The sequence below is a fragment of the Myxococcus sp. CA023 genome, from assembly GCF_010998615.1.
GTDB lineage: Bacteria > Myxococcota > Myxococcia > Myxococcales > Myxococcaceae > Myxococcus.
The window spans coordinates 1-16,733 of sequence record NZ_JAAEAH010000096.1 but is presented as its reverse complement, the minus strand read 5'-3'; the positions used below and the strand labels follow the sequence as shown (position 1 = coordinate 16,733).

Genomic DNA, 16,733 nt, shown 5'->3' with positions numbered 1-16,733 from the left:
CGCGGCTTGGCGGCGTGGCCACGAGACAACATTGTTGACGAGGAAGGGCGTCCAGGAGTCGTTGGTGGACGGGAGGCACGCCAACGGGGAGGGCGCCTCGTTGCCTCCTTGCGTTGGACGCGACCCTCCCATGGACCACCCGGAAGACAGCACCTGGAGGTCGGCTCCGCTCACCCGGGACGATGGCACGCGTCCCGGCGGGCAGGCCTTCGCGGACGGCGAGGGCGGCATCCCGCTCGGCATCCTGGAGGCGGTCTTCCTCAACATGGGAGATGGCGTGTCGGTGGTCGACCGGCATGGCCGGTTCGTCCTCCTCAACCCGATGGCCCAGCAGATTTTCGGCGCGCTGCCTCCGCCGGAGATACCGGTGTCCCAGTGGTCGAAGTACTTCGGGCTCTACCTCCCCGACACCGTGACGCCCTATCCCGTCGAGACGCTGCCGCTCAGCCGTGCCCTGCTGCGTGGCGAGGCGGTGGACCAGGCGGAGGTCTACGTACGCAACGCCCGTCACCCCAAGGGCCTCTGGCTGCTGGTGAGCGCGCGCGTGCTCACCGACTCGACGGGAGACGTATACGGCGCGGCGTCCGTGTTCCGGGACATCACCGCCATCAAACAGACGGAGGCAGCGCTTCGCGCGGAGGAAGAGAAGTTCCGGAGCCTCTACAGGAACACGCCCGCGATGATGCACTCCATCGACGCGAAGGGCCGGCTGGTCAGCGTCAGCGAGTTCTGGCTGCGCACCCTGGGCTATTCGCGCGAGGAGGTCCTGGGCCGACGCTCCGTGGACTTCTTCACGCCGGAGTCTCGCCGGTATGCGACCGAGCACGTCCTGCCCGTGTTCTTCAAGACGGGCGTCTGCAAGGACGTGCCGTACCAGATTCTGAAGAAGAACGGCGAGGTGCTCGACGTCCTCCTCTCCGCCATCTCGGAGCGGGACGCGTCGGGCCGGATGGTTCGGTCGCTGGCGGTGCTGACCGACGTGACGGAGCGCAAGCGCGCCGAGGACGCGCTCGCCGAGAGCGAGAAGCGGCTGCGCGCCATCCTGGACAACGCCAACGCCGTGTTCTTCATCCTCGACCGGCAGGAGCGCTACATCTTCGTGAACCGCGAGTGGGAGCGGCTCTTCCATCACACGCTGCAGGAGGTCGTTGGCAAGTCCACGTCGGACATCTTCCCCGGGCCGCTGGCGGCGCGCTTCCGTGAGACGAGTCAGGCCGTCTTCACCAACGGGGAGCTCGTCCTGCGGGAGGAGCGCATCCCCCTGGAAGACGGCGTCCACACCCATCTCATGCAGAAGTTCCCGCTCATCGATTCGTCGGGCACGATATATGCGCTGTGCGGTATCTCCACCGACGTCACCGAGCTCAAGCAGATGGAGCTGGGGCAGCGCTTCCTGTCGGAGGCCAGCCAGGCGCTGGTGACGTCGCTCGACTCGGAGACCACGCTCCAGCGCGTGGCGGAGCTGTCCGTCCCCACCCTGGGGGAGCTGTGCGTCGTCTCCCTGTTGGACAAGGACGCGGCGCTGCGCCCCGTGGCCGTAGCCGCCAGTTCGCCCGAAGGGGGCCGCACCGTTCGCGAGTTCCTCCAGGCCCATCCCCCCGTCTCCGGTCCGCGGGATGGTCCCTATGGGGTGTTGGAGACGGGACATTCGGAGTCGTCCCCGGATGCCATGGGCCTGCTGGACCCGGCTTGGCTCCGAGACGAACGGTGGCGTGCGGTGAGGGCACTGAGCGCTCGGGCATCACTGAATGTCCCGCTGCGGGCGCGGGGCCCCATCCTGGGCGTGCTGTCCGTTGTCGCGGCGCATCCGGGGCGTCCGTATGGCCCGCGCGAGCGCTCACTGGCCGAGGAGCTGGGGCAGCGCGCAGCCTTCGCCATCGAGAACGCCGAGCTCTATCGCAAGGCCCAGGAGTCCATTCGCGCTCGCGACGAGTTCCTGTCGATTGCCTCGCATGAGCTGAAGACGCCCGTCACCTCCATGAAGCTGCGTGTGCAGCAACTGACGCGGACCCTGTCCCGGCAGGAGTCCGGCCAGATTCCCGTGGAGAAGGTGGGCGCCCTGCTGGAGGTCTTCGGGGACCAGCTCCGGCGTCTGTCGCACCTGGTGGAGCACCTGCTGGACGTGTCGCGAGTCAACGAGCGCCATGTGGACCTGCGGCGCGAGGACATGGACCTGGTGGCGGTGGCCCGGGACGTCACGGGCCACCTGCGGGGACAGATGAGCCGGGCGGGCTGCGTGTTCGAACTGGTGGCGCCCACGCCCGTCCTGGGGCGATGGGACCGGCTCCGGATGGAGCAGGTGATGATCAACCTGCTGACCAACGCGATGAAGTACGGCGCCGGCGAGCCCATCCGCATGGAGGTGTCACGCGTCGGGGAGGGTGCCCGCATCCGCATCCAGGACCATGGCGTGGGCATTCCCCTGGAGGCGCAGCCGCGCATCTTCGATCGCTTCGAGCGCGCCGCATCCCGCAACTACGGAGGCCTGGGGCTGGGGCTCTTCATCACCCGGCGGCTCGTGGAAGCGCACGGCGGGACGATTCGCGTCGAAAGCCAGCCGGGGAAGGGCGCCACCTTCGTCGTCGACCTTCCCCCGGAGGCTCGCTGACCCGTGACTCGAGGAGGACGGAGGGGCAGACTTCGGCCACTGCATGCATACGCTCGACGCCGAACTCGACATCGCCCGCCGCGTAGCCCGCCAGGCGGGAGCCATCCTCCTGGAGGTCTACGCCACGCCCTTCGCCGTCCATGACAAGGCGGGCGGCATGGGGCCCGTCACCGAGGCCGACGAGCGCGCCAACGCCTTCATCGTGCAAGCGCTGCGCGACGCATTTCCTTCCGACGGTGTCGTGGCCGAGGAGTCCGACAACACCTCCGGCGCGAGCCGCTTCGAGCGCTGCTGGTTCGTGGACCCCATGGACGGCACGCAGGAGTTCGTCAACCGCAACGGCGAGTTCGCCATCCATATCGGGCTCGCCATCGCGGGGAAGGCCACGCTGGGCGTCGTGTACCGGCCCGTTGGAGACAGGCTGTACTGGGGCGTGGTGGGGCAGGGCGGCTTCGTGGAGGACGCGAAGGGGCGCCGCGCCCTGCGGGTGTCGGACACGGCGGAGCCGTCCGCGCTGCGGCTGGTGGTGTCCCGCTCACACCGCTCGCGCCTGACGGACGCGGTGGCCCGGCGGCTGGGCATCACCCACGAGCAGGCGTGTGGCTCCGTGGGCCTCAAGTGTGGCCTGCTGGCGGAGGCCGCCTGCGACCTCTACCTGCACGTCAGCGACAAGAGCTATCGCTGGGACAACTGCGCGCCAGAAGCTGTGCTGCGCGCGGCGGGTGGCATCCTCACCGACCTGGGCGGGACGCCGTACGCCTATGACGGTTCGGAGCTCCAGAACCGCCGCGGCCTGCTGGCCTGCAACGCCGCCGCCTTCGAGCACGTGGCGCCCGTGGTGGCCGGATTCGCCCGCGAGGCCGGCATTCTTCGCTGAGGCCTCGCGGACGCCGCTCGCGTCAGGATGCCGTCGTCTCGCAGCGCTGGATGATGGTGCGCAGCTGGGACTGCACGCCGGAGAGCATGCTGCGCAGCCGCGCATGGCGGAGCGAACCCGCGAGCGCGTTGGACAGGGCCTGGAGCACGGAGACCTCCGTCGGCGGCCACTTGCGCTCCGTCCGGCAGTCGTCGAAGCCCACGAAGCCCCACCACTCGCCGCCCACGATGATGGGGCAGACCAGCAGCGACCGGATGTCCTGGCCCTCCAGCAGCTCCCGAGCGGGCGACGGGAAGTCACGGGGCGGTCCCTGGACGGCCTTGCCCGACGACAGCGGCCCGACCCAGGAGGGCATGACCTCCGCGTAGGGGACGTTCTGGAGCTCGGGGTTGTCCAATTGCGCGGAGGCCGCGGCCGCGGTCCACTCGTAGCGCTGGTTGCACAGCAGCTCGCCCGTGGGGCTGGTGGCGTTCTCGAAGATGTAGACGCGGTCGACGTCGAGCGCGACGCCCACCTTGCCCAGGGCCTCCGAGACTGTCGCGGTCTCAAAGCCGCGCTCCAGGAGTAGCTGCGATACGTTCATGATTGCTGCGAATGCCTTCGAGGCCATGGGGTCTGCTCCAGGTGGGGGCGCCTGTTGCGATGCAGGTCCGGGGGAACCTGGCGGGCAGCGTTGCATGCGGGCGCACCCATGGGTCAAGGCACGGTGCGCGAGGCACCGCGAACTCGTACCGGGAGTCGTCAGCCCTGCTCCACGGCGCGTCGCAGCTCGGCGAAAAGGCGGCCTAGCGCGTCGAGTTGGTAGTGCGCGTTGAGCCCGCTGGGATTGGGCAGCACCCACAAGCGCGTGTCGCCCAGGCGCTCCGGTTGCGTGCCCAGCGCGGCCTTGGGACGGCCAAAGGCGATGCGGTAGGCGCTCACGCCCAGCACCGCGAGGAAGCGGGGCTGGTAGCGCGCCACCTTGGCCTCCAGCGCCTTCGCGCCCTGGGCCAGTTCGGCGGGGTTCAGCAGGTCCGCGGTGGCGGTGGCGCGGTCCACCACGTTGGTGATGCCGTAGCCCAGCGCGAGCAAGGCCTCCTGCTCCGTGGGTTGGAAGGTGTGCGGGGTGATGCCCGCGGCATGCAGCGTGGGCCAGAAGCGATTGCCGGGCCGCGCGAAGTGATAGCCCACCACCGCGGAGTAGAGGCTGGGGTTGATGCCGCAGAAGAGCACGCGCAGCCGGGGCGCGATGACGTCCGGCATGGTGCGACCGGTGGCTGCGTCCAGCTCATCTCGCGAGGGGCGACGGAGCGGTGTCATGGGGGCGCATCTTCGCGAGCCTACCTGGGAAGGCAACCCCCCAGGGCCCCATGCACGGGGTGGGGTGTTGCCCGTGGGACGGAGCGGCGTGGGCGCTCGGATGGCTGGCGAATGCGCGCGGGGTGGGGCAGGCTCGGCCCTTTCGCGCCCATGCAACCCAGGAGGCCCTTCGCGATGCCGCACATCGTCACCCTGACGCTCAACCCGACCATCGACGTGGCCACGTCCGTGCCGGAAGTCACGCCGGAGCACAAGCTGCGTTGTGGCCCCGTGCGCAGGGACCCGGGAGGGGGTGGCATCAACGTGGCGCGCGTGGTGCGCGAGCTGGGCGGTGAGGCCATCGCCGTCTACACGCGGGGCGGGGTCACCGGGAGCCTGCTGGAAGAGCTCCTGGAGGAGAAGGGCTTGCTGCGCCGCTCCGTGCCGTTGCAGGACGCCACCCGGGAGAGCTTCACGGTGGCGGAAGGCACGGGCGCGCGTGAGTACCGCTTCATCCTGCCGGGGCCCACGTTGTCCGAGCGCGAGTGGCAGCGCTGCCTCGGCGCACTGGAGGACGTGGCCGTGGGCGCGGCCTTCATCGTCGCCAGCGGCAGCCTGGCGCCCGGGGTACCGGAGGACTTCTATGCCCGCGTGGCCCGGCTTGGGAAGCGCCTGGCCGTCCGCGTGGTGGTGGACACCAACGGTCCGCCGCTGCGGGCCGCGCTGGAAGAGGGCGTGTTCATGGCCAAGCCCAACCGCCGCGAGCTGCGCGACTTGAGCGGCGTGTCGACGGAAGACTTCGCTACCCAGGCCGCCGCGGCGCGCGAGCTGGTGGCCCAGGGCCGCGCCGAAGTGCTGGCGGTGTCCATGGGCGCGGACGGCGCGCTGGTGACGACGCGCACCGCCCAGTTCCGGGCGACGCCGCCCCCGGTGCGGACGCAAAGCTCGGTGGGCGCGGGGGACAGCTTTGTCGCGGGGATGACGCTTGCGCTCGCGCGGGGCCAGTCCACCGAGGACGCGCTGCGCTGGGGCATCGCCTCCGGGACGGCCGCGCTGCTCACCCAGGGGACGGACCTGTGTTACCGGGCGGACGTGGAGCGGCTCTTCACCCAGGTGAAGGCGGAGCCGGTGTCGCGTCCGTAGGCACCCGGAGAAGGCGACGCATGATGCCTCCGTCCAGCGGAGTGCCCAGGTGCCCCTGAGCCCCTGAGCTCGGCGCGGACGCGGTGACGGGGAAGCTCGGGCGGCGGGAAGGCCTGGGTGTTAATTCGACGGGCATGGCTTTCCAAGACCGCTCGAACGCACTGCAGGCGCTAGAGGCCGAGTTCCAGATGGAGAAGGCCTCCTCGCTCCGGAAATTGGAAGTGAGGCTGGAGGAGACACTGCGGGAGCTGTCCGAGGTCGAACTTCAACTGCGGTCCCACCGGATCGCCGACCGGCGCGCGCAGATTGCCCGCCACCACACCCTGCGCAAGGAAGCCGAGCACCAGCGCTGGTGCTTCATGGTGCAGCGGGAGGCGTGTGGCTTCGTCAACCACGACGACCTCGACCGGTACTACCCACTCCCCCCGTCCTGGAGGGAGTGAGCGGGGCTCAGTTCGTGGTGCGCCAGGCGGCCACCGCGAACAGGAGCCAGCCGGCGAGGAAGCCCAGGCCCCCCAGCGGGGTGACGGCTCCCAGCACGCGCACGCCGGAGAGGGCGAGCGCGTAGAGGCTGCCAGAGAACAGGACGATGCCCACCATCATCGCCCAGCCGGCGCCGTTGAGCAGGGACGAGGGGCGGAAGTGCCCCAGCAGGCCCACGGCCAGCAGGCCCAGCGCGTGGTACATGTGGTACCGCGCCCCCGTCTCGAAGATGACCTGGAGGTCCTGGGGCAGCCGGCTTCGCAGCGCGTGCGCGCCGAAGGCCCCCGCGCTGACGGAGAGGAAAGCGTTCACGGCACCCAGGACGAGCCACCACCGCATCATCGTTCGCCTTTCATCATGAGTCGGACTGGTGCACGCTACACCGCCGCAGCCGGAGCGTCCTGGCCGACATCAACACCTGGGGCGCTCACAACAGAATGACCTCACCCAACTTCATTCCTTCAACGAAGCCGCTTCCCTTCGAGCTGCACCCGTCCTCCATCCAGGGCCAGGGTGCCTTCGCCATCCGCCGCATCCGCAAGGGCACGCGCATCATCGAGTACCTCGGTGAGCGCATCACGCAGGCGGAGGCGGACGTCCGCTACGACGACGAATCGATGGCGCGGCACCACACGTTCCTGTTCAACCTCGACAAGCGGACGGTGCTGGACGCGGGGACGATTCACAACGAGGCGCGCTACATCAACCACTCGTGCGCGCCCAACTGTGAAGCCCTCATCGACAAGGGCCACATCTACATCTACGCGCTCACCACCATCGAGCCCGGTGATGAGCTGGTGTACGACTACGGCTACGAGCGCACCGAGGACATGGGGCCCGAAGCCGAGGCTCTCTACGTCTGCCGCTGCGGCGCGCCCAATTGCCGGGGCACCATCCTGGCCCCGGAGAAGAAGGCGCCGGCCCGGAAGACGTCGGCCAAGAAGGCGAAGACCTCGTCGACGTCGAGAAAGAAGTCTGTGTCGAAGTCCCGGGGCAACAAGGACGCGGGGGCCAAGAAGGTGGCGGGGAAGAAGTCATCCGCCGGTACCCGCAAGTCCACCCAGCGGGCGAAGTCGCCCAGCCGTAAGCGCGCGAGCTGAACTGCGCGCGGGTTCCAGCGCCCTCCAAAAAGAGGGCGCTGCTGTGCCGGCTGTGCGTGCCGTGATGGTGCTGGGCACGTAAGGGGCTGCTCATTGACGGTGCTTTCGTGTTCCCCTACGTTCCCTGCTGAAACATTTCCGAGCTACATTTGAGGAGCCAATTGCATGCGGGCCGTCGTACTCGCTTTCATTGTGGCGTTGATATCATCCGGATGTGGGAGCGGCGCTCTGAGTGCCATCCGAGGGAAGGCTGCCCAGGACATGGCCTGTCCGGAGAAGGACCTGGCAGTCAATCCTGTCTTTGATTACGCCGGGGCTCCGAACGAGTCGGGCGCGTACTATGCGGAAGGCTGTCAGAAGCTTCGGCGTTACGAGGTTGGCTGCAACACCTTTGGGTATTGCCCTGATCCTCATGGGGTCGACATCCAGGAGCTCATTCTTCGTCAGGCGGCCTTCGACCTGAAATGTGAGCAGGACTCGATATCAACCCAGCGGCTGAATCGTGACACGTTTGGCGCGAGAGGCTGTGACCAGCAGGCCAGCTACATCCTGCTGTGCAGTCGCAGCAGCTGCCGCGTGGTTCAGAATACCCAGAGCCAGTAATACAGCCCTGAGAAGTCCTGGGGCGGAGGGAGCGGTGGCCGCTCAACCATTCGTTCAAGAACTGGTGGACGAGCCGGCGAGGGCCGCCAATAGACTCCCCCCGTGAACGACGTCCTCCATTTCCTGCTCACCGCACCCGCCGAGCCCCAGGTCCTCGATTCTGTCGACACCTGGTGGCGCCAGCACCTGGAGCTGTCCTCCCGCTTCTCCTCGCCCGCGGACCTGGCGCTGGCCGGGGGCTTCCTCGCCGACCGGTTGGGGTTCGCCTTCGCTTCCGGCTACCACGCCGCGCACCGGCGCCTGTTTCCGGAGCTGTCGGCGGAGCGGACCATCGCGCTCTGTGCCACGGAGCCGGGTGGCGCGCATCCCAATGCCATCGAGACGCGGCTGACGGATACCGGCGCGGGCCCGCGCCTGTCAGGCACCAAGACGTTCGTCACCCTGGGCACGCGCGCGGAGCTGCTGCTGGTGGTGGCGTCGGAGGGGCAGGACGCCCAGGGCCGCAACCGCCTGCGCATGGTGGCGGTGGACGCGAAGCGGCCCGGTGTGCGGCTGAGCGCGCTCCCGGAGCTGCCCTTCATCCCCGAGGTTCCCCACGCGGAGCTGTCCCTGGAGGACGTGGCGGTCGCCTCAGAGGACGTGCTTCCGGGAGACGGCTACGCGCGCTACCTCAAGCCCTTCCGCACCGTGGAGGACTGCCACGTCCAGCTCGCGATGCTGGGCTGGCTGCTCCAGGTAGGGCGCCGCAGCGGCTGGCCGGACGACGTGCGCGAGGAGCTGTCCGCCCTGGCGGTGATGATGCGGGGACTGTCCCAGTTGGACCCGACGGCGGCGTCCACGCACGTGGCCCTGGGCGGAGGGCTGGCGCTCACCAAGCGCGCGGTGCTGGAGCGGTGCGAACCCCTCTGGGCCGCCACGGATGCCATCACGCGAGAGCGCTGGGCTCGGGACCGCGTGCTGCTGGGCGTCGCTGGCAAGGTGCGCGCGAAGCGGCTGGAGGCGGCCCGGCAGCGCATCCAAGAGGAAACGGGTCGGAGCGGCTGAAGGTTGGGACGCGCCCGCTGCCGGGCAGTGCTCACACGGCGCTGGCGGAGCGCTTCGATGCGGCCCGGACGCGCGAGCCCGGCCGTGGGGCAGGGCGCCTGAAAGGCGAAGGGCCGGGCCTCCGCGCAGGAGGACCCGGCCCCGGTGCTCACCGCGACGCGGTGGCGGTGCTCAGTACCGGCCGCCGCCCACGGCGGAGACGATGGCGGAGAGGACGCGGTTCTCCACGCCCCACACCGCCTTGTTCAGGCCCTTGATGCCCGCGCCGCGCAGGTAGTCGGTGAAGTCGTGCAGCGCGGTGGAGCGCTGCATGCCCTCGCCCTTGGCCGCGTAGAGCAGCGGCGTGTTGGGGGCGCCCGTCAGGCCCAGGTCCGGCACGGCCTCGGACAGCTTCTGCGGGTCGATGCCCGTCGCGGCGGACATCATCGCCACGGTGAACTTGTGCACCGGCAGGTCGCGCACGTTCGGGACCTTCTTGTAGACCTTCGCCTTGGTCTTCTCGTCGCTGGCGAGCTGGTCCAGCGACACGTTCGCCATGGCGATGAGCTGCTCGTTCGTCACGTGCTTGCTGTCGAGGATGGCGCGGCTGAACAGGCTGGCCGCGGTGTCACCCTTGATGGTGATGTTGTTCGCGTCCGGGTTCGACTGGAGCCGCGAGACGATGGACTGCACCGCCTTGCCCACCTCGGTGTCCGGACCGCCGCGCCACGCGCCGGGAATCGGCTGGGCCGCCGCGGCCGGACGGGCCCGGGCCGCGCCCTCGAAGGAGTTCACCTGCGTGTGACCCACGGCGGTGGCACGGGCCACGTTGGCCGTCTGCTGGGCTGCCGGCTGGGCCCGCGCAGGCGCGGTGGTGGGGTTCGAGATGACGCGGGGGCGGCTGTCGATGCGGGACATGGCCTGGGGGGCTCCGGGAAAAATCAGCTTGTCGGTGATTATCGCAAGACAGCTGTAAAGGTTGCGTGGGGCGCTATGTTCCACCGCGATGAGTGCTTTTCCCAAAGAGTTCGCTGACTGGCTGACCCCCCGGGGTCGCCGCATCCTCGACGGCAAGGAGCGTGACGTGGTGGGCGCGCTGCTCGACCCGGCGCGTCCCTTCGTGTCACTGCAAGGTGTCATCGACCCACGCCGTGCCGCCGTATGCCGCGATGCGTTGGACGCGGCGATGCGCGAGACGATGGTGCCCATGGAGGACCCGATTCCAGAGGACTCCATCTCCGGGCAGACGATGAACTACATGGAGCTACTGCCCAAGACGGTGCGGGTGAGCACGGCGCTGCTGGAGAGCCGCCGTTCCCGCTCGTGGCGCGCGGCGGAGTCCGTGGGGCTCACGGACATGCTGCGCTCGGACACCTTCGCCGGGTTCGCCGCCGCGGTGACGGGCCGGGCGCTGCGACGCAAGTGGGGCATCCAGGCGCTGTGCTACGGGCCGGGGGACTACTCCGGGCCGCACAACGACCACCATCCAGAGGAGCCGGAGGCCCGGGACGGCTACGTGGACATGCACGTCAGCCTCACGCTGCCCGGGGTGGACCACCAGTACCTCGTCTATGCCCAGGACGGGCACTTCACGCAGATGACCCCCGTCAGCACCGTGGGCGGCATCACCGTGTACCGGCTGCCGTTCTGGCACTACACGACGCCGCTGCTGGCCCGGAAGGGGAAGGAGGAGACCTCCCGCCGCTGGGTCCTGTTGGGCACCTTCCTGGACGCGGCCCCGGGGGCCCGGCCCGCGACCACCATTCTCCCCGCACGGGCTCCGGCCAAACGCATGGCCGCCCGGTAGGCCGGTGACTTTCGGACGTGGCGGCGGGGCCGGACGGCGTTAGCTTGGGGCGCCCTATGAGCCCCACCGATACCGACGCCCTGGCCGGAGACCTCCTCGAGTACATCGACGCCTCGCCCACGCCGTACCACGCGGTGCGCGAGTCGGCCCGCCGTCTGACGCAGGCGGGGTACCGCCCACTGGACGAGCGCGAGCCCTGGACGCTGGAGCCGGGCGCGCGCGTGTTCATCACCCGAGGGGACACGAGCATCGCGGCCTTCCACCTCGGCACCCAGCCCGTGGACCGGGCGGGCTTCCGGCTGGTGGGGTCGCACACGGACTCTCCCAACCTGCGGGTGAAGCCGAACGCGGCGGTGACGAAGAACGGCTACCAGCAGCTCGGCGTGGAGATTTACGGTGGGGTGTTGCTGCACACCTGGACGGACCGGGACTTGTCGCTCGCCGGCCGCGTCATGGTGATGGTGGAGGGACGCCCGCAACGGCACCTGGTGGACTTCCGCCGGCCGCTGCTGCGCGTGCCCAACCTGGCCATTCACCTCAACCGCGGGGTGAACTCGGACGGGCTCAAGCTGAACGCGCAGGAGCACATGGTGCCGGTGCTGGGCCTGGAGCGCGCGGGCGTCGCGGAGCTGCACGGGCTGCTGCTGGAGGAGTTGGCCAAGGGCGGCGTGAAGGCGCAGGCGGGGGACATCCTCGGCTACGACTTGTGCCTCTATGACTTGCAGCCGTCCATCCGCTCGGGCGCGCACGGCGAGTTCCTCCACGCGCCGCGCCTGGACAACCTGGCCAGCTGTCACGCCAGCCTGTCCGCGCTGCTCTCCAGCAGCGAGCCGCGTGAGGCCACCAGCGGCGTCATCCTGTTCGACCACGAAGAGGTGGGCAGCCGCAGCGCGCAGGGCGCCGCGTCACCCTTCCTGCGCACGCTGCTGGAGCGCCTGACGCTGGCGCACTCGGACGGCAAGCCGGACGCGTTCCACCGCGCCATCGCGCACTCGTTCCTGGTGAGCGCGGACATGGCGCACGCCATCCATCCCAACTACCCGTCCCTGCACGAGCCCAAGCACCAGCCGCACATGGGCGCGGGCCCGGTCATCAAGTCGAACGTGAACCAGTCCTACGCCACGGATGGCGAGTCGTGGGCCTTCTTCACGGCGCTGTGCCGCGAGGCCGGTGTGACGCCGCAGCACTTCGTCACCCGCACCGACCTGGGCTGTGGCAGCACCATTGGCCCCATCTCCGCGGGCCAGCTCGGCATCCGGACGGTGGACGTGGGCAACCCCATGCTGTCCATGCACTCCATCCGGGAGATGGCCTGTGCCACCGACGTGGCGCAGATGGTGGCCGTGCTCAGCCGCCTCTTCGGGTAGTCCCGCTGGTGCTCAGGAGACCGCGAGCGTCAGCCGGCGCTCGCGGGCTTCCGTCAGCGTGTGCGCGTCCATCAGCACCGCCGTCTTCTCCGGCGGGGACAGCGGCTCCACGTTGTCACCCAGCAGCTTGCGCCTCGCGGAGGCCAGTGCCATGGGCACGGCGGCCGGCGAGGGCTGGGACTCCAGCAGCGCCAGGTGCAGCGCGTGCGCCTTGGCATCGGAGATGACGTGGTCCACCGCGTCCTTCACCGGCTCCAGCGCGTGCTCCTCGGCCACCTCTTGCGCCCGCTCCAACACGCGCGGCGGCTCCGTCTCCTCGGGGATGACGAGCAGCCCGCGCCGCTCCAGCCAGATGCCGAGCGACGCGCGGGACGTGAAGACGGAGAGGGGGATGGACAGCAGCAGGCCGGCCACGACGGGCGACAGCCACAGCAGCAGCCCGGGTGACAGGAAGAACGCCACCGCCGCCAGCACCACGCCCACGGTGGTGTGGGCGGCATGCCGCCGGGTCGCCTCGGCCCAGGGCAGGTCGGCGTCGTCGCGCTGCTGGCTGGACCACGTCACCTTGTAGCCAAGCAGCGTGCCGAAGACGAAGTGCGACTGGAACAGCATCATCACCGGTGCCATCAGCGTGGCCAGCACGCTCTCCAGCAGGACACTCAGCACCAGCCGAATCCTGCCGCCCATGAGCGCCGAGTCCTGGGAGCTGGCCAGCGCCAGCAGCAGCCCGAAGCACTTGGGCGCGAACAGCATGGCCATGGACACGGAGAACAGCCGCACGGCGCCCGTGGTGTCGAACGCCAGCGCCTCCGGGCCCAGGTCCTCCAGCAGGTGCGGGTTGGAGAAGGACAGCCACCCGTCGTAGAGGCCGGCAATCAGCCCGGACATCAGGAACAGCAGCCACAGCGGGGACGCCGCGTAGGACATCACGCCCATCAGGAAGTGGCCCCGGCTGATGGGGTGCAGGCCGCCCGCGGCCACCAGGCTCAGATGCTGGAGGTTGCCCTGGCACCAGCGCCGATCTCTCTGCGCGTAGTCCAGCAGGCTCGGGGGCGGCTGCTCGAAGCTGCCGCCCAGCTCCGTCACCAGCCACACGGTGTAGCCGGCGCGGCGCATCAGCGCGGCCTCCACGAAGTCGTGGCTGAGGATGTGGCCACCGAAGGGCTGCTGGCCGGGGAGCACCGGCAGGCCGCAGTGCTGGATGAAGGCCTCCGTGCGGATGATGGCGTTGTGGCCCCAGTAGTTGGACTCGCCCAGCTGCCACGCCGCCGCGCCCGCGGCCACCACCGGGCCGTAGACGCGCCCGGCGAACTGCTGCAGCCGGGCGAAGAGGGTGCTGCGGCCCACGTTCAGCGGCGGCGCCTGGAGGATGCCCGCGCGCGGGTTGAGTTCCATCAGCCGCGCCATCGTCACCAGCGTGCGGCCGTCCATCAGGCTGTCGGCGTCCAGCACAATCGTGAAGTCGTAGTGCCGGCCCCAGCGCTCGCAGAAGTCCTGGAGGTTGCCGGCCTTCTTTCCCGTGTTGTCCGTGCGGCGCCGGTAGAAGATGCGCCCCTGGCCACCCACGCGGCGGCACAGGTCGGCCCAGGCGAGCTCCTCGGCGATCCACGCCTCCGGGCGGGTGGAGTCGCTGAGGATGTAGAAGTCGAAGGCGTCCAACTGCCCGGTGGCCTCCACGGACTCGTAGGTGGCCTGCACGTTGGCGAAGACGGAGGCCGGGTCCTCGTTATGGACCGGCATCACCACCGACGTGCGCGAGGTGAGCCGCGTGGCGGAATCCTCCGCCGTGGGCCAGCGCAGGCCGGGCAGCCGCTTGCTCACGGCGAGCTGGAGGAACCCCGCCACCGCCGTCCAGAAGGACAGCGCAATCCACCCGAAGCACAGGGCGAAGAGCACCAGCAGCACGCCTTCGGGGACGGTGGTACCGCGCGCGCTCAGCAGGCGGTGCATCTCCCACGTGCCCACGAGGGTGGTCACGGCGGCCAGGCCCAGGACGAAGAGGCGCCGGATGCCGGCGCTCTCCGGTGAGAACGAATGAGCGTGCATGGCGGAACCTCGCGAGGAATCTCTCGGAGCGGGAGGCTGCGTCAGCGGGAGACGGACATGTCCGGCTGTCCGGCACGCAGCCAGCGGCGCAGGCGCTCGCCCAGCGGCCACAGGACAAGCTGCTGCTCCGGCATCTGCGTGGCAACCTGCGTCGGCGTCGGCACCGGCACCGCGGCGCGCAGGGCGCGGGACAGCTCGCGCGGCACCGCGTCCCGGGTGAGCACGGAGGCGCCGAAGCGTGCGCCGTCGCTGAGGACGAAGGCGGCGCGGCCACGGGTCAGCAGGCGGCCTTCACCCACCACGTCCATGTCCAGCAGGCGCGTCAGCCACGTCTCCATGCGGGCACGGGCCAGGGCCACGGCGGCCTGCGGCTTCACGTTGGACGCGGTGACACCCTCCAGCGCCCAGGCGGCCAGCGCGGCCAGGTCCTCGGCGGCTTCGAAGCCGAAGCCCTGGAAGAAGGCGTCGAGCGCCACGCACGTCTCCGGACGGACCCAGTCGGTCGGCACGGAGGGGCAGGTGTTTGGCGTCGTCACGGAATCCATAGATAGCTCCAGGTCTCGGTGAGGGTCTCTGAACCGCGCCGCAGGAACGCGCGCAGCTCGATGGGTTCACTGGTGCCCTCGGGCTCCAGCTCGAAAGTGGTGCGCCAACCACCGGAAGGTTCGTGGCGCTGGATGGTGGAGCGCAGCACCTGGCCCTTGGCCGCGGTGATGACGGCTTCCACCGGCCCGTCCTCGGCGCTGGCGGTACGAGAGAAGTCGAGGATGAACCGGCGCGTGGCCGGCGTGACGCCTTCGCCCACGGGCATGCCCGGGGTGATGGCGGAGGTGATGCGCGTCGAGGTGACGACGCCGCCGGTGTTCTCCCAGGGCGACCTGGCGCCCCAGTGCAGACGGTAGGCCACGCGCAGCGGCGTGCCCGGGGTGAGCGGCGCGTCCGGCACCCAGAAGGCGACGATGTTGTCGTGCGTCTCGTCCGGCGTCGGAATCTCCACCAGCCGCACCGCGCCGGCGCCCCACTCGCCCACGGGCTCCACCCACGCGCTGGGGCGGCGCTCGTAGTGGGCCTCCAGGTCCTCGTAGTTGTGGAAGGCCGTATCGCGCTGCAGCAGACCGAAGGCGCGCGGTGTCTCCGCGCGGAAGCTGGAGGTGCGCACCTGCCGCGGGTTCTGCAGCGGGCGCCACAGCTGCTCGCCGTCCTTGGTCCAGACGAGGAGGCCGTCCGAGTCGTGGACCTCCGGTCGGAAGTCGTCGAACTTCGCGCGGTCGTTCTCACCGAACAGGTACATGCTGGTGAGCGGCGCCACGCCCAGGTTGTCGATGGTGCGGCGCGAGAAGAGGATGGCCTGCACCTCCATCACCGTGTTCGAGCCCGGGGTGATGGTGAAGCGGTACGCGCCGGTGATGCTCGGGCCGTCCATCAGCGCGTGCACCACCACCTGGTCCGAGCCGGAAGCCGGGCGCTCCAGCCAGAACTCACGAAACGCTGGGAACTCCTCGGGGCTCGGCTGCGCGGTGTCGATGGCGATGCCACGCGCGGAGAGGCCGTAGAGGTTGCCTTGGCCCAGCGAGCGGAAGTAGCTGGCGCCCTGGAACACCGCGAGCTCGTCGAAGATGTCCGGGCGGTTGAGCGGGTGGTGGAAGCGCAGGCCCGCGAAGCCGTCCACTCCGCTGCGAGGCAGGGACGCCTTGTTGACGACCTTGCCGTAGCTGAAGAGGTCCTGGGAGAAGCGCAGCGGCTGCGAGCGGCCCGCCTCCACGACGTTCATCACCACCGGGGACTGGAACAGGAAGCCCGGGTGGAAGAACTGCACCTGGAAGGGCAGGCCCGCGTCGCGCCAGTGCGCGCGCTCAGGACGAAAGCGGATGTCGCGGTACTGGTCGTAGTTGAGCTGCGAGTACGCCTTCGGCAGCGACTTCGGCGGCGCCTGGTAGGGCCTGGCCGCCAGCGCCCGCGCGCGCTCCACCACCGTCTCCGTGGAGAAGGCCGTCGTGCCCTTCGTGGCCGCGGTCTGGGCCTTGGCCGGCGGAGCCGCCACGGCGGCGCCGCTCGACGCCACCGCCACGGCACACAGCCACGGCGCACCCAGCTTCAACGCTTTCTGCCGCAACGACGTCACGTCCGAGCGCCTCCGGATGAGAGGTTTCGCCGAACGGCTCCGGTGTCCCGGACCTCGCCCGACCGCACGCTCCGCGTGGACTCGCGGTGCGGCGCGTCAGTGCCTCAGCAACCCGCGTACCAGCCCCGCACGCCTGAATCCGCCGTCATAAAAACGCTGGGATTCCAGTGGGTTGGGAGCGGTGTGTCACTGGAAAGTCACGGAAAGCACACTCTGCGCATGCCTCCTGTGGACGGTTTCCTGCCCAGCGGTCGGGGGTGGTGGGGAGGATAGGGG

At 69.8% G+C, this 16,733-nt stretch carries 15 protein-coding genes; 8 read left to right on the top strand and 7 right to left on the bottom strand.

The window, feature by feature from the left end; translation table 11 throughout:
- Positions 1-130 precede the first annotated feature (130 nt).
- Together F8M74_RS32160 and F8M74_RS32155 are read left to right on the top strand one after the other, a co-directional pair.
- Positions 131-2,608: a PAS domain S-box protein gene (locus F8M74_RS32160; protein ID WP_228560632.1), complete on the top strand. Its 2,478-nt coding sequence runs from the start codon at positions 131-133 to the stop codon at positions 2,606-2,608.
- Between the two features lie 43 nt (positions 2,609-2,651).
- Positions 2,652-3,485 carry a 3'(2'),5'-bisphosphate nucleotidase CysQ gene (locus F8M74_RS32155; RefSeq protein ID WP_141256900.1) on the top strand — a complete coding sequence of 278 codons (834 nt, stop codon included), beginning with the start codon at positions 2,652-2,654 and terminating at the stop codon, positions 3,483-3,485.
- 22 nt (positions 3,486-3,507) lie between these two features.
- Here the strand turns inward: F8M74_RS32155 and F8M74_RS32150 are convergent, their stop codons facing one another.
- Positions 3,508-4,095: a GAF domain-containing protein gene (locus tag F8M74_RS32150; RefSeq protein WP_141256901.1), complete on the bottom strand. Its 588-nt coding sequence runs from the start codon at positions 4,093-4,095 to the stop codon at positions 3,508-3,510.
- A gap of 131 nt (positions 4,096-4,226) precedes the next feature.
- Entirely contained in the window at positions 4,227-4,727 is a 501-nt protein-coding gene (mug, locus tag F8M74_RS32145) for a G/U mismatch-specific DNA glycosylase (protein WP_140796422.1), read from the bottom strand.
- 231 nt (positions 4,728-4,958) lie between these two features.
- Between mug and F8M74_RS32140 the strand changes: the two genes are divergently transcribed.
- Complete coding sequence (locus F8M74_RS32140) at positions 4,959-5,906, top strand: 1-phosphofructokinase family hexose kinase (RefSeq protein ID WP_141256902.1); 948 nt, start codon at positions 4,959-4,961, stop codon at positions 5,904-5,906.
- Between the two features lie 134 nt (positions 5,907-6,040).
- Entirely contained in the window at positions 6,041-6,349 is a 309-nt protein-coding gene (locus tag F8M74_RS32135) for a hypothetical protein (protein WP_141256903.1), read from the top strand.
- Between the two features lie 7 nt (positions 6,350-6,356).
- Here F8M74_RS32135 and F8M74_RS32130 read toward each other — a convergent pair whose 3' ends face one another.
- On the bottom strand, positions 6,357-6,731 hold the full coding sequence (locus F8M74_RS32130) for a DUF423 domain-containing protein (RefSeq protein WP_141256904.1): 375 nt from the start codon (positions 6,729-6,731) through the stop codon (positions 6,357-6,359).
- Between the two features lie 95 nt (positions 6,732-6,826).
- On the opposite strand from F8M74_RS32130, the gene F8M74_RS32125 reads away from it, so the two are divergent.
- Both F8M74_RS32125 and F8M74_RS32120 read left to right on the top strand, forming a co-directional pair.
- A complete protein-coding gene (locus F8M74_RS32125; protein WP_141256905.1) occupies positions 6,827-7,489 on the top strand; it encodes an SET domain-containing protein in 663 nt (220 codons plus the stop codon).
- A gap of 705 nt (positions 7,490-8,194) precedes the next feature.
- Positions 8,195-9,136, top strand: coding sequence for an acyl-CoA dehydrogenase family protein (locus F8M74_RS32120; RefSeq protein WP_141256907.1), 942 nt, complete (start codon positions 8,195-8,197; stop codon positions 9,134-9,136).
- A gap of 171 nt (positions 9,137-9,307) precedes the next feature.
- On the opposite strand, the gene F8M74_RS32115 is transcribed toward F8M74_RS32120, so the two are convergent.
- Positions 9,308-10,177, bottom strand: coding sequence for a hypothetical protein (locus F8M74_RS32115; RefSeq protein ID WP_141256908.1), 870 nt, complete (start codon positions 10,175-10,177; stop codon positions 9,308-9,310).
- Between F8M74_RS32115 and F8M74_RS32110 the strand changes: the two genes are divergently transcribed.
- Together F8M74_RS32110 and F8M74_RS32105 are read left to right on the top strand one after the other, a co-directional pair.
- The gene (locus tag F8M74_RS32110; RefSeq protein WP_141256909.1) at positions 10,122-10,922 is read left to right on the top strand and encodes a hypothetical protein; all 801 of its coding nucleotides are present in this window, start codon (positions 10,122-10,124) and stop codon (positions 10,920-10,922) included. The genes F8M74_RS32115 and F8M74_RS32110 overlap by 56 nt on opposite strands.
- A 56-nt stretch (positions 10,923-10,978) precedes the next feature.
- The gene (locus tag F8M74_RS32105; RefSeq protein ID WP_171410425.1) at positions 10,979-12,289 is read left to right on the top strand and encodes a M18 family aminopeptidase; all 1,311 of its coding nucleotides are present in this window, start codon (positions 10,979-10,981) and stop codon (positions 12,287-12,289) included.
- A 12-nt stretch (positions 12,290-12,301) separates the two neighbouring features.
- Here the strand turns inward: F8M74_RS32105 and mdoH are convergent, their stop codons facing one another.
- The 3 genes from mdoH to F8M74_RS32090 are packed head-to-tail and all read right to left on the bottom strand — an operon-like array spanning position 12,302 to position 16,457.
- On the bottom strand, positions 12,302-14,335 hold the full coding sequence (gene mdoH, locus F8M74_RS32100) for a glucans biosynthesis glucosyltransferase MdoH (protein ID WP_141256911.1): 2,034 nt from the start codon (positions 14,333-14,335) through the stop codon (positions 12,302-12,304).
- A 41-nt stretch (positions 14,336-14,376) separates the two neighbouring features.
- Positions 14,377-14,880 (bottom strand): hypothetical protein, encoded by a 504-nt coding sequence (locus F8M74_RS32095; protein ID WP_141256912.1) that lies wholly within the window; start codon positions 14,878-14,880, stop codon positions 14,377-14,379.
- A complete protein-coding gene (locus tag F8M74_RS32090; RefSeq protein ID WP_141256913.1) occupies positions 14,868-16,457 on the bottom strand; it encodes a glucan biosynthesis protein in 1,590 nt (529 codons plus the stop codon). Before F8M74_RS32090 ends, F8M74_RS32095 begins: the two co-directional genes overlap by 13 nt.
- Between the last annotated feature and the right edge of the window lie 276 nt (positions 16,458-16,733).

Excerpts from the sequence above, each read along its gene's own strand:
- F8M74_RS32140 (WP_141256902.1), top strand. The coding sequence starts at position 4,959 with ATGCCGCACATCGTCACCCTGACGCTCAACCCGACCATCGACGTGGCC.
- F8M74_RS32095 (WP_141256912.1), bottom strand. The coding sequence starts at position 14,880 with ATGGATTCCGTGACGACGCCAAACACCTGCCCCTCCGTGCCGACCGAC.
- F8M74_RS32130 (WP_141256904.1), bottom strand. The coding sequence starts at position 6,731 with ATGATGCGGTGGTGGCTCGTCCTGGGTGCCGTGAACGCTTTCCTCTCC.
- F8M74_RS32150 (WP_141256901.1), bottom strand. The coding sequence starts at position 4,095 with ATGGCCTCGAAGGCATTCGCAGCAATCATGAACGTATCGCAGCTACTC.
- mdoH (WP_141256911.1), bottom strand. The coding sequence starts at position 14,335 with ATGCACGCTCATTCGTTCTCACCGGAGAGCGCCGGCATCCGGCGCCTC.
- F8M74_RS32160 (WP_228560632.1), top strand. The coding sequence starts at position 131 with ATGGACCACCCGGAAGACAGCACCTGGAGGTCGGCTCCGCTCACCCGG.
- F8M74_RS32125 (WP_141256905.1), top strand. The coding sequence starts at position 6,827 with ATGACCTCACCCAACTTCATTCCTTCAACGAAGCCGCTTCCCTTCGAG.
- F8M74_RS32115 (WP_141256908.1), bottom strand. The coding sequence starts at position 10,177 with ATGCGGCGACCCCGGGGGGTCAGCCAGTCAGCGAACTCTTTGGGAAAA.
- F8M74_RS32155 (WP_141256900.1), top strand. The coding sequence starts at position 2,652 with ATGCATACGCTCGACGCCGAACTCGACATCGCCCGCCGCGTAGCCCGC.
- mug (WP_140796422.1), bottom strand. The coding sequence starts at position 4,727 with ATGCCGGACGTCATCGCGCCCCGGCTGCGCGTGCTCTTCTGCGGCATC.
- F8M74_RS32105 (WP_171410425.1), top strand. The coding sequence starts at position 10,979 with ATGAGCCCCACCGATACCGACGCCCTGGCCGGAGACCTCCTCGAGTAC.
- F8M74_RS32135 (WP_141256903.1), top strand. The coding sequence starts at position 6,041 with ATGGCTTTCCAAGACCGCTCGAACGCACTGCAGGCGCTAGAGGCCGAG.
- F8M74_RS32110 (WP_141256909.1), top strand. The coding sequence starts at position 10,122 with ATGAGTGCTTTTCCCAAAGAGTTCGCTGACTGGCTGACCCCCCGGGGT.